Raw genomic sequence first — 14,106 nt, 5'->3', positions numbered from 1 at the left:
ACCGAATCTTTGACTTCATGTCTAGAAATCTTTACATCGACCCTGGGGTGCGGTCATTCGGCCTGCTCGGGCGGACGCCGGGAGGGGTGGCACCGTTCGGATGCTCGGTGCCGCTGGTGGACGACCCTGCGGTGCAGCGGCTGTCGGCGCTTCCCCGCATAACCACTCCGCGTGCCGCCCTGCGGATGATGAGGTGGCAGGGTGATCAACGACGATGAGGCGGCGGCTGTCCTGCCGTCGACGCTGGCTTGGGTCAGTCGGCACCTGGAGGTCGGTGAACGGGTTGTCAGGACCGAGGCGCTGCGCGGCGGCATCACCGCCGAGATGCGGAGGCTGACCATCGGCACGCGGGACGGAAGCACCCGTGAGCTGGTGCTGCGGAGCTTCGTCGACCCTTTCTACGTCAGACACGCCGAGGACTGGCTGCATCGGGAGGCCGACGCCCTGTCCCTGCTCACGGGGACCGGCGTGCCGGCTCCTGAGCTGGTCGCGGTCGATCCGACCGCCGTGCACTGCGAGTATCCGTCGCTGCTGATGACACATCTGGCCGGCCGGACGGTCCTCGAGGACGAGGGACTGGAGACGCGCGTTCCTCTGCTGGCCCGTCAACTCGTGGCGATTCACGCGGTGCGGCCCGCCGAGCGGCCCCGTGAGTACGTGGCGTTGACGACCGCCGACACCGTCGTGACGCCGGAGGGCGCCGACGCGGCGGCATGGGCCGCGGCGATCGACGTGATCCGCAGGCCCGCGCCGCCCTATGAAGGGCGATTCCTGCACCGGGACTTCCAACCGGGCAACGTGCTGTTCGACGCGCCGCCCGCGGGGGCGGCAGGTGTCCGGATCACCGGCGTCGTCGACTGGGCGGCGACCTCCTGGGGCCCGGCGGATCTCGATGTGGCGCACTGCGGCACCAACCTCGCGCTGCTTCACGGCCCGGCGTGGGGTCTGCGGTTCGCGCAGGCGTACGAGGAGGCGGGCGGGGTGCTGGCCGCAGTATCGAGCGAGCGGCGGTACTGGCAGGTGCGGGACGCGCTGGCGTGCTCGGAGGAGGTGCAGGTGGTGGCGCAGCCATGGCGGGAGGCGGGGAGGACGGAGTTGACGACGCGGGCCGTGGAGGAGCGGCTGGACGCCTATGTCACCGCCCTAATGGACGCGCCGGGCTGAGCGAAGGCGGCCCGGGCGCGGCCCTCGGGTGCTGCGTTCAGCTCGGAGACCGGCCATGGCCCGCAGCCCGCTCGGGGGCAGAGCTCCGTACGCCGCGTCGCGCGCTCGCGGGGGACGTACCGTCGAGGGGTGGACGTGCTGCTGCGCGGCGGGCCGGGTGACGGACGGGTGGTGCCCGGCGCCGGGGAGGTCGTCGTGTGGCAGGCCTGCCTGTACGAGATCACGACCGAGTACGGCCACCGGCGCGGCCGGGACCTCCGGGTCTACCGGCACCGCCCCGACTGCTGCGAGCCGTACGGCCGAGGCGCCGAAGACCGCTGCGAATGACCCGCCCCGCGCCGACCGGGTCGACGGGGTGCCGCACAGCGAACCGTGGATCGCGCACGGCCCGCCGCTAGCCGCGACCCGGGATGACTGCCAGGGCGGCCTCGGCGAGGCCTTCGAGTTGCCGGGTGTCGGCACCGTCGCGCGCTTGGACGGACATGCCCTGAATCACCGCGGCCAGCGCCCTGGCCAGGCTCTCGGTGTCGGTACCCTCGGGTAGCTCCCCCTGCTCCAGGGCGCCGTCGCAACGGTTGCGGATCATGTCCAGCGCGCGTTCGCGCTCGATGCGGACGGCCTCGGCCGCGACGCGTGCGTCCGGGCTCGTGGCCAGCATGCCCGTCGAGATCATGCACCCGCGCCCGGGACCGGTGGTGAACTCGCGGGCGGCCCGGGCCAGGTACTCGGCAACGGCTCGGCGGAACGGGAGTCGATCGTTCAGGGCGAACCCCTGTCTGTCCTGGTATCGCTTCACGGCCCGTTCGAACAGCTGCTCCTTCGATCCGAACGCCCGGTACAGGGCGGGCGCGGTCAGCCCCGTGGCCTCCTGCAACCTGGCCAGGCTCGCGCCCTCGTACCCGTGCTCCCAGAACTGGGCCAGCGCCGTGTCCAACGCGACATCGGGATCGAAGGAGCGCGGGCGTCCCGCGCGACGCGTCACAGGTTCCATAGCGAGTGCTACGGTATCGCACGGACCTTTTCGTAACGACCACTACGGAGGAACTCGTGACCCGACCGACCGCTCTCGTCACCGGCGCCTCGCGCGGCATCGGCGCTGCCGTCGCCGAAGGCCTCGCCCGCGACGGGGCCACACTGATCGGCATCCACTACGGCCACGACCGTGGCGCCGCGGAGGCGACCGCCGACCGCATCCGCGCACACGGCGCCACTCCCGTGATCATCGGAGCGGACCTCTCCGAGGGTGAGCGGGCCGCGCAGACCGTCGCCGACGAGTGGCAGGCCGCCGTCGCCGCACATGGGCACTCGGGCACGGACGTTCTGGTCAGCAACGCCGGGATCAACGGCGCCCAGACACTCTCGCAGCTGGATTCCGGAACCTACGCCCGCGTGCTGGCCGTGAACCTGACCGCGCCCCTCTTCCTCTTGCACGCCCTCGGCGACCACCTCAACGATCAGGGGCGCGTGATCGCGATCTCGACCGGGTACACGCGGATCGCCGCGCCCACCCACGTCGCCTACACCGCCTCGAAGACCGGCTTGGAGGGGGCGCTACGAGCCATCGCGCCCGAGCTGGCGACCCGCGGCATCACCGTCAACGCGGTCGCACCCGGCGTCGTGGACACCGACATCAATGCCGACTGGATCGACGCGCCCGGCGCGCGTGAGCAGGCCGCGGCGTTGTCCGCCTTCGGCCGCCTCGGAACCGCTGACGACATCGCCGACGTGGTTCGCTTCCTCGCCAGCGACGCCGGCAGATGGATCACGGGCCAGACCATCGACGCCACCGGCGGAACCCACCTGTGAGCTTCGACGATGGGCCGCCGGGGCGTCAGGTGTTGACCGGGCGACGGGCGACCAGGCGCACGTGGGTGACCGGCCAGTCCAGCGGCTCGCCCGCCGGGGTGCTGAGGGCGGCCACCGGGGCGAGACGGTTGGTGATGATCCAGTCGTTGCGGGACGTGCCGCTCGCGGCGTCGATCTCGAAGCCGACGTCGGTGAGCAACGACTTCCAGTCGGCGTACTCCATGCCGCAGAACTGTTCCTGGGTCTCCGACAGCCAGTTGTCGGTGTAGTCCTTGCGGGTGAGGAAGTCCATCGCCGCGCCGAGGGTCAGCTCGACCGTGCCGTCCGCCCCGTCGACCGGGCGGTACGCGAACGGGAACCGGTAGTCGACCGCGAACTGGTCCAGCCGGGCCCGGGTCGACAGCGCGCGGACGTACGACGCCACCTCACCGGGCGGCGCGGCCGCCAGGTCGGTACGCGGCCGGGGCGGGTTGACGCCGTCGGTCGTCGCCAGACGCAGGTGTACCGTCCGGTCCTTGCCGTCCGGCCCGCACACGTCACTGTTGATCCACACCCCGTCGGGCACGGTGTGGTCGTAGAGGGCCTGCACGAACCGGCGCAGCGAGGCCATCCGCTCGCCGTACGACCAGATCTCGTGGGTCAGCGCGAAGGTCATCGTGGTGTCCACGGAGCGCGGCGCGAACACCGCCCCGCCGAGCACGTTACGCCGGTAGAAGAAGACGTTCGGGTTGGTGAACACCCCCTGCGCCTTCTTGTGGACGCACTCCTCGTACAGGTGCCGGGCCACCTCGACGCCGATCAGGTCGCTCTCCCGCAGGGCCGGCTCCCGGTCGGCCAACTCCAGGACGGCCCCCGCGCCGCAGCCGACGTCGACGATCCGCCCCGGCCGCACGTGCTCGCGCACCGCGTCCCACTTGCGCTGCGCGGCGTCGCTGAACGCCTCGGCGTACGTCCGGTAGTCGCGGGTGGTGGTCAGCCCGCCCTCGTCGCCGACCACCGGGTCGTTCACCACCGAACGGACCAGGTCGTCGAGGCGGTAGCGGCGGTACACGTCGACGGTCGCCGGGTGGGTGAGCTCACGCCACGACGGATCGTCGTCCGCCAGCCGCAGCAGGACGTCCCACGGCCGCACCGGCGCCGGCTCGACGTCGGCCTCCACCCCCGCGATACGGAACCCGAGCCGTTCGTACATGACGGCGACCTCCGGGGTGGAGCAGGCGACCACCGTGTCCGCCGGGGTCAGCTCCAGCCCGGTGAACGCCGCGACGGTCTTGAGGGTCACCTCGGCGAACCGGTCGGTGGGTGTGGTGTCGAAGATCGGCACCACCACCGACCGGAGCCCGGCGAGCACGCTGAACCGTTCGATCGCCGCCTCCCGACGGTGGTACGGGACCGGGTTGCGCCGGGTGTTCTCGTGGTTGGCCGAGGTGACCGCCCAGACCACGGTCGTCCCGCCGGCGTCCTCGCCCCCGGCCGCACCGTCACCGTCGGCGAGGGGGCCGTCGCCCTGCGCCGCGAGCTGGCGAAGGTACCCGGCCTGGAAGCGGGTCAGCAGGTGGTGGCGGCCAGGAAAGAGCAGGTAGCGCGGCATGCCACGTTCCTAGCCGATGCCTGCTGGGCGGTGCGCGGCAGGGGGTGCCCGTCGACCGACCCGAGGGTCAGCGGCCCTCCGCGGACGGCGCGGACCGCCCGGGACTCGGAGCTGCGTCACGTTTCAGATCAACGGCGCGTACCACCGGGCGCCGCTGACCCGTATCCGGCTCGACTGCTGGCGGTTCCACTCCACCCGCATGCCGTACGTGCGGAGCACCGGAAAGACGATCTCGTCCAGTAGCCGTTCCACGTCGGCCTGGTAGCGGGCCCGCTGTTCGGCCTTCGGCAGGGCGGCATAGGCGACCTCGTCGAAGTCCGCTGCCGGATAGGCGCCGTAGCCGAGGTAGACCTCCCCGCCCTCGCTCGCGATCAACGACTCCGTGTCCTGGCGGTGGTACCAGAGGTATCCGTGCCAGTGCCGGGAGTCGTCCCGCTCATCGTGGATCTCAGCGGACGCGCAGGTGCCACAGCAGCTGAAGTCCTCCCTGGCCAACACGCCGAGCTCGTTGAGGTCGACGAAGGCACGGGTGAGGTTGCTCCGCACCGCACCCCACTCCCGCTGCTGCTCCCGCCGGACGGCCAGAGCCTTCTCGTACGCCGCCCTGAGTTCCTCGTCGGTGGCGCCGTGACGCAGCTCGTCCTGGTCGAAATATTCCACGAACTCGTCGGCGTCATCCTGGCCACGCACGACCCAGTCCCAGACCTCGGCCTCGATCGCCCCGCGGCCCGGCTCCATGATCCGCTCGGCCAGGAACCTCACGCCCTCAGGGCGATCGTTGTAGATCCATCCAGTCACGGCAGCGATCCTCGCAGAGGGCTGTGACAGGTCTGAGCCAGGCCGTGACCGGCACGTTTGGGACACCGGAAGCGCCGACGGCGGCTGCGGGGTCAGCGCTGGCGGCGGTTCCAGGGGCCGGTGACGGCGTACGTGATGCCCGGGTTGTAGACGTTGAAGAACATGGTCCGGCCGTCGGCGGAGAACGTCGCGCCGGCCAACTCGCCGAACTCCGGTTCCTCGGCGGTGCCGACGTTGACCCGGTTACGTGCGAAGACGAACACCTCGCCGGCGGCGGTCGTACCGAGGATGTGCTGGTCCCCGATCCCGTCCTCGCACATCATCAGGCCCCCGTACGGCGACATGCAGATGTTGTCCGGGGCGTCGAACTCCGGGTTCTCCGGCGCCGGGGTGGGACGGGTGAAGATGGTCTCCAGGCGCAACGTGTTGGCTCGCGGGTCGTACCGCCAGACCTGGCCGTCGTGGTCGCGGGCCGAGCCCTGCTCACGCCGGGCGAACGACGAGACGAAGTAGGCGCAGCCGTCGTTCTCCCCCCACCAGGCGCCCTCGATCTTGTACCCACCGGTGATCGGCTTGCCGTAGTCCTGGGCGCGGACCGACTCCGTGGTCGCCAGCGGGTCCGGCACGTCGAGCCACTCGACGCCGGAGAAGGACGTGCCCGCGCTCGTCACCACCGACAGGTCCGGCAGGTCCGGAACGTGCAGGGCCTGCAGCACGCCGCCTGCCCGCAGGCTCCCGTGACCGCCGAGCGGCCGGTTCGGCAGAAAACGGTAGAAGCTGCCCAGCGGCGCCACGAAGGCGTCCTCGGTCTCGTAGACGATGCCGGTGTGCGGGTCGACCGCGACCGCCTCGTGCTGGAACCGGCCCATCGCGGTCAGCGGTGTCGGATCGGTGTTGCGCGCATCGTCGTACGGGTCGACCTCGAAGACGAACCCGTGGTCCTTCGCGTACCCGCGGGCGCCCGCCTTGTCCTCGGTCTCCTCACAGGTCAGCCAGGTGCGCCACGGCGTCCGGCCGCCGGAACAGTTGATGGCCGTGCCGCCGAGGCTGACGTGCTCGGAGACGGCGCGGTTCGACGCGTCGACTACGAGGGTGCTGGTCCCGCCCCCGGCGGCCGGGTCGTACGTGCGCTCCGGCGGAGCCACGACCCTGATCCTCGCAGTCGGGGAGCACTCGTGGTTGCGGACCAGGCGGGTGCCGCGCGCCCTGTCGGCGAAGGAACCCATACCGTCGAACCGGCTCGGCACGACGCCACCGTCGGGCCGGACGGCGCCTTCGCGGGACAGCACCGTGTAGCGAAAGCCCACCGGCAGGTCGAGCATGCCGGCCGGGTCAGGCACGAGCGGACCGTACCCGGTCTTCGGGCCGGACACCCCCAGCGCGGGTGCCGCGGTGAACAGGGCGTCGACCGAACCGGCCACGGCCACGGCGAAACCGGCTCCAGCCGAGCGGGACAGGAACTGACGGCGAGACAAAGACACGGACAAGCCTCCTGGACGTCACGGACGGTTACGCCCGGCCGACATCGATCCGAATCGCTCGATCCACTACGTCACATCCTGACCCGCCCGTCAAGCCGCCGATCGAATCGACCGCCGCCAACTGCGACCGCCGCCCTGGCCCAACCAGCCGGGACCCACGGAGCGCCCGCCCCAGCTCCGCCCCCGGAAGCGTCACCAACCGGTGCGACTCAGCGGGTCCGGTAGCGCGCGTAGATCACTCCGCTGTGGTCGAAGGAACGCTGCTCGACCAGTTCGAGATCGAGGCGCACGCCGTCGGGGAAGAACCGCTTGCCGGCGCCGACCACGCTCGTGGTGATGAACAGGTGGTACTCGTCCACCAGGCCGGCCGCGATCGCCTGGGCGGCGAGGTTCGGGCCGTCGACGGTCAGGTCGCGATCGGCCTCGGCCTTGAGCCTGCGCACCGCCTCCGGGTCGAAGGCCCGCTCGATCCTGGTCTTCGCGCTCGACACCGACTCCAGCGTCGTGGAGTACACGATCTTCTCCGCGGCCTGCCAGTCGCGGGCGTACTGCAGGATGTGCGGCGGCTGGTCGGGCTCGGTGTGCGCGGTCTCCCAGTAGACCATCGTCTCGTACATCCGTCGGCCGTAGAGGTACGTCCCGACGGGGCGGAAGAGGTCGTTGATGAAGGTGTGCACCTCCTGGTCGTCGGCCCCGGCGCCGAGGCCGCCCTCCGCCGCCTCGGCGTAGCCGTCGAGTGAGGTGACCATCGAGTAGATGAGCTTCGCCATGCGTCTCCTTCGGGTACGAGCGCGTCAGTCTGCCAGCGTCGGCAGGCGGTGACCTCGCACGCCCCCGGAACTCGTCGATCGGCCGACCGGCCGGCGCCGTCCCGCCGGATCCCGGACGAAGCGCACCGCGGACTGCCCGTCCAACTCCACCGACCGGCCAACATAGCGCGCGGATCGATTTCGTCTCTTGGCCGGCTGTGGATGCGGGGTCGGCAAACCACGCGCCCGATTGGCCACCGATCAGCGCTTGCCAGTCCGAACCTCCGTCGTCGGCTACCGTCGCACGATGACGCTTGGGCAACCACCACTTGTGGTCGACAGATGGCCGCGTCTGGCGGCGGAGCTTGCGACCGCGCTTCGCGAGGCGGACGAGGGCGACCTGGTCGACCAGGTCGGCAGTCTCCGAGTGCTCCAGGAGTGCGGTTGCGGCGACGGCTTCTGCCAGAGCTTCTACACGCAACCACCACCGGCCGGCGCCTACGGTCCGGGCCACCGGAACGTCGGTCTCAGCCCGCACCGGGCGGGCATGCTCATCCTTGACGTGGTCGATAACATGATCATGTTCGTCGAGGTCATCGACCGCCCGCCGATGGACTGACCAACATGGTTCGGCGGCCGGTGCGTCGTCCGCGAGTCAGGACGGAGGGCGCAGGAGAGCGAGTCCCTCGCACGTTCAACACCCCTGGCGGCGCTCGCCCCGACCGGGGCTGCCGTTGGCCGGAGGCTGACCGGTTAGGTTGCTTGGATGAGTCTCCTCGATGACGTCGCCAGGCGTGACGGTTGGCGGTGCTGGGTGTGCGACGAGCCGGTCGACGCCGACATGTCGGTGAACGACCCCCGTGGCCCCAGCGTCGACAGCCGCACCGCCGACAGGAAGGCCAAGGTCGCCGAGCGACTCGCGCACCGTGCCTGCAACACCCGCAAGGGCGCGGTCAAGGTGGTCATCGCCTGGCCGGATCATCTGCACGTGGTGGAGCCCGCGCCACTGATCACCGTCGCCGAGCGACTCGAACGCAAGGGTGGCCGCGAGCTGGTCACCCGCTGTCCGAGCAGGAAGGACGCCCAGGAGGCGGCGGACTGGCTGGTCGACCGGTTCTCCCGGCTGGTGCCCGGGCTGCCGGTGACCGCAAGCGTCGACGCCGGCGGCGGACAGTACCTCGTCGCCCTGGCCACCGGCCGCCGCTGACCGGTCGCCCTGGGCCGGCGGGCCGCCGGCCCAGGGCAGCCCGGACCCGAGCCATCACCAGCGCTGCCGCACCACCCACGACATCTCCCCCGCCGCTCACGGTGCGTCGACGGCAGCGGCTCGAGCGTTCTCAGCGGAGGATCAGGCACCTGGCCTTCGTCGACGCCCAACCACGGGTGAGGCGATGCGCCCGGCAGCCATCCGGACGCATCGACATCGGCGGGGTCACGTACCGGCCGTCTTTGGCCGGTACGCGATCAGTTTCCTGATCAGAAGGGGGGCGCGTCCTCGCCCATCAACGCCAGCACGACGCCTCCCTTTCCGCTCTTGAGGCCCTGGACCACGACCTTGCCGGTGCTGCCGTCGGGCAGCTCCAACGTGAAGGTCTTCCCGACGGCGTTCTTGGGGCCGTTGCCGGCGCTGTTGGCGGGTCGGAAGTCGCCTGCCCACGGCGGGGTCCCACCCTTGCGGGCGGGCTCGGCGAAGAGCGCGGCGGTGCCGGGGGTCCTGGTGCCGTCGGAGGAAAGAAGCACTGAGGCGCTGCGATAGGTAGCCATATGCGCCAAGGCTATCCCGGACGGTGCTCGTTCGCGCCATACAACTGCCGAGTAACGCGAACGGCCACGGAAAGCTGTGGCCTCGTCAGCGGGGCGAGGTTTCGTGTTGAATGCCGGCCGCTCGACGCCAGCGACTGGCTTCGGCTTCGTGGGATCCGGTAGCGGTCGCCGTCGCCACGGCCACCGGATCCGCTCCGCCGGCCAGTAGGGTCAGGGGCCAGGCGGGCACGCCGCCAGCGCCGTCGTAAGCGGCCCAGGTCCATGGACCGTCGAAGCGCCAGGCACGACCATCGGCGTCAGCGACGTCGTCGCCGGCCATCAGGAAGGCGTACGGCCGGAAGAGCAGTTCGAGCGTGAACGGAACACCGCCGCCGGGCTCGATGCTCGTGCCCTGGAACTCCGATGCCGCGTCCGGAGCCTCGCCGGCGCGCAGGACGAGCAGGCTCAGGCCCGGGCGGGGCAGCCAGCCCGTCTCCTGCGGCGGATCGTACTCGTGAACCTCGATGACGTGGATGATCCGCGCCGGGATACCGATCCGACAGGTATCACCGGGTGCGAGGCGCGGGGCAGGCGGGTCGGTCACGTACAGCTCGTCCGGATGGGCACGGCCCAGGGCCACCACGCCGTTCCAGCACGAGCCCTCCGCGTCCGGGTCGATCTCCCACCAGGGCCAGCGGACGCTGACGTGCGCCTCGTCGACGCCGACGACGACCGTTGGCGTGAACGGGCAGGAGATACGCAGCACGTCCCCGACGCGGTAGACCATGCGCGGCAGGCTAGCGCGGTGCCGGGCAGGACGCCGGCCATGAAAGGGACCAGGGACCAGCGGTCGGTGACTGCTCGAAGCGGTTCGCGCGGCCACACAGACGGCGCCGCCATGTTGCCCGACGAGCGCGCTGTTCGAGCCAGAAGAGGATATCAACGTCGATCAGTAGAGCCACCGGTCGAGCACTGCGGGCCAGAAGTGGGTTCTATGGTCGCCGTCCCCGAACGCGGGCGGGTCATGGGCCCTGATCCGCTCCAACAGGTCGGCGAGCTCCGCGAGCGCTTCCTCTTCGGCCTGTCCGTCCTCGTCCCAGCGGCCGATGGCGGTCGAGCGGGTCAGCCAGATCCCGACCATGTGCAGTGAGCACAGCCAGTGGTTGATGGTCGAGTTGACGAACCAGGTGCTGCCGTCCGACGAGCATGCCTGCACCTCCCCGGTCCCCGGCGCGGCCCTGTACACCCAGTCCAGGTCGTCGGAGTTCGCCAACCGGTACGTCGTCGGTTCTGCGTGGAACGACACCACATTCACGAGGTCATCGATCAGCGGCACGCCACAGCAGACCAGCGCGGCCTTCTGCGGCTCGGGAAGCCGCCACGTCGCCACGTCCAGCTCGGTGGCACGCACCACCCGCCCGGTGCCAGCCCAGGCCGTAACCGCTTCGAACGCGGGAGGCAACGGAAGATCATCGGCGCGCACGCCATGAGAGTAGTCCGGGCAGGGTTCCAGGCACCCGGTGCTTCTGTAGTGGCTAGGCATCCATCGGCACGACTGGGCGGCGCCGAACGCGCGCGATCGGCGGCAGTTGAGTGAGTCGCGGTTGATAAGGCGATGCGTAGGATCCGCGCATGGAGCTTGCGCAGTTCGAGGCGCTGGCGGAGCCACTTCGCCGGAAGTCGGTTACGGAACAAGCCGAGTATGGGTTCGCGCTTATCGAAGGCCATACCGCCACCCAGAAGGAGATTACGAGCGTCGAGCGGGAGATGGCGGTAGCTCTTCCGGACAAGTACAAGGCGTTCATGATGCGCTACGGCGGGGGCGAGTTCGGCTTCGTCGAGTTGTTCCCGATTGTGCCCGTGCCCTCGTCGCGGGACGACCTCCGTACCGTCAACGACCGGGAGTTTCCCGACCGCAGCTTCGTCGCAGTCGCCCCGGTCGGCACCGGCGACCACTGGGGCTTCCCAGTGATCGACGGCCACTGCCACGAGCAGGTCTGGTTTCGCTTTCACGACGCCGGCGATGACGAGCTCGTCGCCCGAGACTTCCTCGAGTTCCTTGCAAGCTACGGGCTCAAGGCCTGACGAGAGCCGGTGCGCGGCGTATCTGCCAGACCACACTGATGAGTTCCAGCAGCCGGGCCAACGCCTGGCCACAACCGTTCCGGGAGTGCGACGAACTGTCTGAAATAGTGGTTACCGCTGGCTGCGACCCGTCCTTTCTGCCGCCAGGCGCGGGACGGTGGAGCCGCCGATCACCAATGGAACGGCTTGCACCGCTTCGCGGCATGAGCGGATGTCTGCGGTGATGATCGCACCGAAGCGGGTCGGTGCCGGGCTTCGCTCCGCCCTCGACCCCGCCTCTCGAGCGGTGCGTTCGTCCGCTGGTCTAGGGTCCCTGGAGTGGTCATGAGCGCGCAGGACGTGGTGGGCGTGATCGAGTCAGACCCGGGAGCGATGAGAGTCCTTTGGGCTACGGCCGACCTTGGACTACCGGACTGGTGGATCGGTGCCGGCTTCGTACGCAACCGCGTCTGGGACACGATCAGCAACCTCCCGTTCTCGCCGGAGCGCGACGTGGATGTCGCCTACTTCGACCCGGAGAAGCTGGACCCACGCGAGGACGCACGCGCCGAAGCCCAAGCCATGGTGGCCCTGCCTGGGGTGCCGTGGGAGATCCGTAATCAAGCACGGATGCATCTGCGCAATGGCGATGAGCCCTACACGTCCGCCCTGGACGCGATGTCGCGCTGGCCCGAAACGGCAACGTGCGTCGCGGTTACTCTTCGGGGTGGTTCTGTTCGCCTGGTCTCCTGCCATGGGCTGGCTGACCTTGTGAACATGGTTGTCCGCCCCTCTCCAGCCTTCGACAACGCAGCGGGCCGCGCGACGGTACAGCGCCGCGTGACGGTCAAGGGATGGCTCGACCGATGGGCCGGGCTGCGGCTGGAGATCTAGCGCTCACGTCAAGCGAAGGACGGCTGGCCCCGACAGGACGTCCTCTACTCGGCGTGAGCGCGCTTCGTCGACGATCCGGATGCCGTCCGGCCCGCGACGCCTCTTGGTGTCGCTGGTCGGACACCTTCAACGGCGCCCGGACCGAAAGATCCGTCGGTCCTGCGACCGTGTCGGGCGCGAGAGCCGGACCATGTCGTCGACGATGTCGGCCGCCTCCGTCACCTGGAACAGGTCGGCCGGCGGCGGGCCGGCCAGATGGGCGACGTTGACCACCCATTTCTGGTACTGCCACTCGCAGTTGCCCCAGTCCTCCCAGAGCCGGAAGTTGAGGCGCCAACGCCCCCACTGGCCGACCGGCAGACGGAGCACCGTGTCATTCGGGCGCGGCGGGAAGACGGTGAAGCACTGACACCAGACACGGGTGTCGCCGGCCACCACGAGCTGCCCGGCCACCATCTCCAACTGCACGCCAGCCGAGCTGAACGGCCCGACTTCCGGCAGGGTGAGCCTGGCCGCCGTCTGTCGCACCACGAAGTCGTCCTCCTCACGGGCAACGACCTGGTGGACAAGCACCTCGGCCTGGCCCCCGGGTGGTGGCAGCTGGAGTGCCTTGGCGGCCGCGTCGCGTCGCGCCACCCTTCGCGCACCTCGCGACCGCTTCACCCATTCCTCAGGGGCGGCCGGGTCGCCATGGGGCAGCCGGAACATCTCCGCTACGGCGTTACGTCGTACCGCGCCGGGTGCGCCCCGCGACCGCTTTGTCCATGCCGTCAGCACCCGCTGGACCACGATCATCAGCCGACTCTCACAAGTCCAGTCAGGACGGTCAAGCGAGAAGCGTCGAGGGAATCTCGGTCAAGGATCGCCTGAACGGGCCTGCTGTCGGGCAGACCGACACGCGCGGATCCCCGGCTACGGCGCACTGGTCCTCGCCCGCGACGCCGGCGCTGCCCGAGGGTCAACCGTCCCAAGCTCCCAGATCAGGGTCGCGGGGTCGTCGGGTTCCAGCGTGCGGACACCTCGGCTCTCGCGCCGGAGAGCCACGCCGTCGGGCATGATGTCGCCATGTCGGACACGGGGGCGGTCACGGCCGCGACGGTGCGGCCGGTGCGGCGGTACGGCTGGATCGGCCTACTGGCGGCCTGGCTCGGGGTGGCGTGGGTCGAGATGGCAGACCTGCCCAACGCCTCACTGCTGCTGTTCGTCATTCCCCCGTTCGAGCTCGCGGTGTGGCTCATCGCCCTGACGCTGACGGTGCGACTGGCGCGCGGTGCCGTCCCCACAGGCGCTTCGGCGGCGCTCGCCACTGCCGTCTTGCTCGTCGGTGTCTGCGCGTGGTTCACCAACTGGGGGCTGTTCCACCCCGCGTCGTACTGGGCCTCGCACCGCTGGGCGTTCGACGCGGTGGCCGACGGTGTCCAGGAGGGGCGGATCGGGACCTCCCGCGAGTACTACGGCCAGCGCCTCCCGCTGCACCTGCGGGACCTGTCCACCAACGGCCGCGCAGCGGTCGTCGGCCGCCAGGACGACAAGCCGGTGGTGTTCCTGCCGCAGTGGACCGGTATCCCGGACGACGCCGGCGGATACGTCTACCTCGACGCAGCACCCCGGCCGGACCTGGTCGTCGACCTTTTCGGCCAGCCCGTCCGGGTCGCCGGCGGACAGCACCTCGGCGACGGCTGGTGGTACATCCTGCCGGGCAACTGACGGCACAGCGCCGAACCGAAAGATCACAGTCCATATGCCACAGGTGAGGGAGTCACCATGGCGATGGAACCGGAGTCGGTCACAGCTGTCGGAGTTCGAGGATCTGCGC

At 70.1% G+C, this 14,106-nt stretch carries 17 protein-coding genes; 8 read left to right on the top strand and 9 right to left on the bottom strand.

Going from position 1 to position 14,106, the window contains the following annotated elements; translation table 11 throughout:
- The first annotated feature begins 201 nt into the window (after positions 1–201).
- Together AB0G08_RS05910 and AB0G08_RS05905 are read left to right on the top strand one after the other, a co-directional pair.
- Positions 202–1,164, top strand: a complete 963-nt coding sequence (locus AB0G08_RS05910; RefSeq protein ID WP_358083726.1) for an aminoglycoside phosphotransferase family protein — start codon at positions 202–204, stop codon at positions 1,162–1,164.
- Positions 1,165–1,293: 129 nt separating this feature from the next.
- Positions 1,294–1,491, top strand: a complete 198-nt coding sequence (locus AB0G08_RS05905; RefSeq protein ID WP_358083724.1) for a hypothetical protein — start codon at positions 1,294–1,296, stop codon at positions 1,489–1,491.
- 67 nt (positions 1,492–1,558) lie between these two features.
- On the opposite strand, the gene AB0G08_RS05900 is transcribed toward AB0G08_RS05905, so the two are convergent.
- Positions 1,559–2,155 (bottom strand): helix-turn-helix domain-containing protein, encoded by a 597-nt coding sequence (locus AB0G08_RS05900; RefSeq protein WP_358083721.1) that lies wholly within the window; start codon positions 2,153–2,155, stop codon positions 1,559–1,561.
- A 56-nt stretch (positions 2,156–2,211) separates the two neighbouring features.
- Between AB0G08_RS05900 and AB0G08_RS05895 the strand changes: the two genes are divergently transcribed.
- Complete coding sequence (locus tag AB0G08_RS05895; protein WP_358083718.1) at positions 2,212–2,970, top strand: SDR family oxidoreductase; 759 nt, start codon at positions 2,212–2,214, stop codon at positions 2,968–2,970.
- A gap of 25 nt (positions 2,971–2,995) precedes the next feature.
- Here the strand turns inward: AB0G08_RS05895 and AB0G08_RS05890 are convergent, their stop codons facing one another.
- The 4 genes from AB0G08_RS05890 to AB0G08_RS05875 all read right to left on the bottom strand — a co-directional run bounded on the left by AB0G08_RS05890 (position 2,996) and on the right by AB0G08_RS05875 (position 7,610).
- A complete protein-coding gene (locus AB0G08_RS05890) occupies positions 2,996–4,561 on the bottom strand; it encodes a class I SAM-dependent methyltransferase (protein WP_358083715.1) in 1,566 nt (521 codons plus the stop codon).
- A 123-nt stretch (positions 4,562–4,684) separates the two neighbouring features.
- Positions 4,685–5,359: a hypothetical protein gene (locus tag AB0G08_RS05885; protein ID WP_358083712.1), complete on the bottom strand. Its 675-nt coding sequence runs from the start codon at positions 5,357–5,359 to the stop codon at positions 4,685–4,687.
- Between the two features lie 92 nt (positions 5,360–5,451).
- Positions 5,452–6,840 carry an alkaline phosphatase PhoX gene (locus AB0G08_RS05880; protein WP_358083709.1) on the bottom strand — a complete coding sequence of 463 codons (1,389 nt, stop codon included), beginning with the start codon at positions 6,838–6,840 and terminating at the stop codon, positions 5,452–5,454.
- Positions 6,841–7,049: 209 nt separating this feature from the next.
- On the bottom strand, positions 7,050–7,610 hold the full coding sequence (locus AB0G08_RS05875; protein WP_358083705.1) for a dihydrofolate reductase family protein: 561 nt from the start codon (positions 7,608–7,610) through the stop codon (positions 7,050–7,052).
- A gap of 286 nt (positions 7,611–7,896) precedes the next feature.
- Between AB0G08_RS05875 and AB0G08_RS05870 the strand changes: the two genes are divergently transcribed.
- Positions 7,897–8,208, top strand: a complete 312-nt coding sequence (locus AB0G08_RS05870) for a hypothetical protein (protein WP_358083702.1) — start codon at positions 7,897–7,899, stop codon at positions 8,206–8,208.
- 147 nt (positions 8,209–8,355) lie between these two features.
- Positions 8,356–8,796: a hypothetical protein gene (locus AB0G08_RS05865; RefSeq protein WP_358083699.1), complete on the top strand. Its 441-nt coding sequence runs from the start codon at positions 8,356–8,358 to the stop codon at positions 8,794–8,796.
- Between the two features lie 269 nt (positions 8,797–9,065).
- Here AB0G08_RS05865 and AB0G08_RS05860 read toward each other — a convergent pair whose 3' ends face one another.
- The 3 genes from AB0G08_RS05860 to AB0G08_RS05850 form a co-directional block, all read right to left on the bottom strand.
- Entirely contained in the window at positions 9,066–9,353 is a 288-nt protein-coding gene (locus tag AB0G08_RS05860; protein ID WP_225851988.1) for a hypothetical protein, read from the bottom strand.
- Between the two features lie 85 nt (positions 9,354–9,438).
- Positions 9,439–10,119, bottom strand: coding sequence for a hypothetical protein (locus tag AB0G08_RS05855; protein ID WP_358083696.1), 681 nt, complete (start codon positions 10,117–10,119; stop codon positions 9,439–9,441).
- Between the two features lie 162 nt (positions 10,120–10,281).
- Positions 10,282–10,815 (bottom strand): SUKH-4 family immunity protein, encoded by a 534-nt coding sequence (locus tag AB0G08_RS05850; protein WP_358083693.1) that lies wholly within the window; start codon positions 10,813–10,815, stop codon positions 10,282–10,284.
- Positions 10,816–10,964: 149 nt separating this feature from the next.
- Between AB0G08_RS05850 and AB0G08_RS05845 the strand changes: the two genes are divergently transcribed.
- Together AB0G08_RS05845 and AB0G08_RS05840 are read left to right on the top strand one after the other, a co-directional pair.
- Entirely contained in the window at positions 10,965–11,417 is a 453-nt protein-coding gene (locus AB0G08_RS05845; protein ID WP_358083690.1) for an SMI1/KNR4 family protein, read from the top strand.
- Between the two features lie 324 nt (positions 11,418–11,741).
- Complete coding sequence (locus AB0G08_RS05840) at positions 11,742–12,290, top strand: nucleotidyltransferase family protein (RefSeq protein WP_358083688.1); 549 nt, start codon at positions 11,742–11,744, stop codon at positions 12,288–12,290.
- A gap of 126 nt (positions 12,291–12,416) precedes the next feature.
- Here the strand turns inward: AB0G08_RS05840 and AB0G08_RS05835 are convergent, their stop codons facing one another.
- Positions 12,417–13,085 (bottom strand): hypothetical protein, encoded by a 669-nt coding sequence (locus tag AB0G08_RS05835; RefSeq protein ID WP_358083685.1) that lies wholly within the window; start codon positions 13,083–13,085, stop codon positions 12,417–12,419.
- A 270-nt stretch (positions 13,086–13,355) separates the two neighbouring features.
- Between AB0G08_RS05835 and AB0G08_RS05830 the strand changes: the two genes are divergently transcribed.
- The gene (locus AB0G08_RS05830; RefSeq protein ID WP_358083682.1) at positions 13,356–13,997 is read left to right on the top strand and encodes a hypothetical protein; all 642 of its coding nucleotides are present in this window, start codon (positions 13,356–13,358) and stop codon (positions 13,995–13,997) included.
- Positions 13,998–14,106 lie beyond the last annotated feature (109 nt).

The sequence above is a fragment of the Micromonospora sp. NPDC023644 genome (genome assembly GCF_040640115.1).
Lineage (GTDB): Bacteria > Actinomycetota > Actinomycetes > Mycobacteriales > Micromonosporaceae > Micromonospora.
Note: the sequence above shows the minus strand (reverse complement) of the source record. Positions and strands in the feature narration are given on the sequence as shown.

Coding starts and splice junctions, on each gene's coding strand:
- AB0G08_RS05845 (WP_358083690.1), top strand. CDS start 10,965: ATGGAGCTTGCGCAGTTCGAGGCGCTGGCGGAGCCACTTCGCCGGAAG.
- AB0G08_RS05855 (WP_358083696.1), bottom strand. CDS start 10,119: ATGGTCTACCGCGTCGGGGACGTGCTGCGTATCTCCTGCCCGTTCACG.
- AB0G08_RS05875 (WP_358083705.1), bottom strand. CDS start 7,610: ATGGCGAAGCTCATCTACTCGATGGTCACCTCACTCGACGGCTACGCC.
- AB0G08_RS05840 (WP_358083688.1), top strand. CDS start 11,742: ATGAGCGCGCAGGACGTGGTGGGCGTGATCGAGTCAGACCCGGGAGCG.
- AB0G08_RS05865 (WP_358083699.1), top strand. CDS start 8,356: ATGAGTCTCCTCGATGACGTCGCCAGGCGTGACGGTTGGCGGTGCTGG.
- AB0G08_RS05890 (WP_358083715.1), bottom strand. CDS start 4,561: ATGCCGCGCTACCTGCTCTTTCCTGGCCGCCACCACCTGCTGACCCGC.
- AB0G08_RS05835 (WP_358083685.1), bottom strand. CDS start 13,085: ATGATCGTGGTCCAGCGGGTGCTGACGGCATGGACAAAGCGGTCGCGG.
- AB0G08_RS05830 (WP_358083682.1), top strand. CDS start 13,356: ATGTCGGACACGGGGGCGGTCACGGCCGCGACGGTGCGGCCGGTGCGG.
- AB0G08_RS05870 (WP_358083702.1), top strand. CDS start 7,897: ATGACGCTTGGGCAACCACCACTTGTGGTCGACAGATGGCCGCGTCTG.
- AB0G08_RS05900 (WP_358083721.1), bottom strand. CDS start 2,155: ATGGAACCTGTGACGCGTCGCGCGGGACGCCCGCGCTCCTTCGATCCC.
- AB0G08_RS05860 (WP_225851988.1), bottom strand. CDS start 9,353: ATGGCTACCTATCGCAGCGCCTCAGTGCTTCTTTCCTCCGACGGCACC.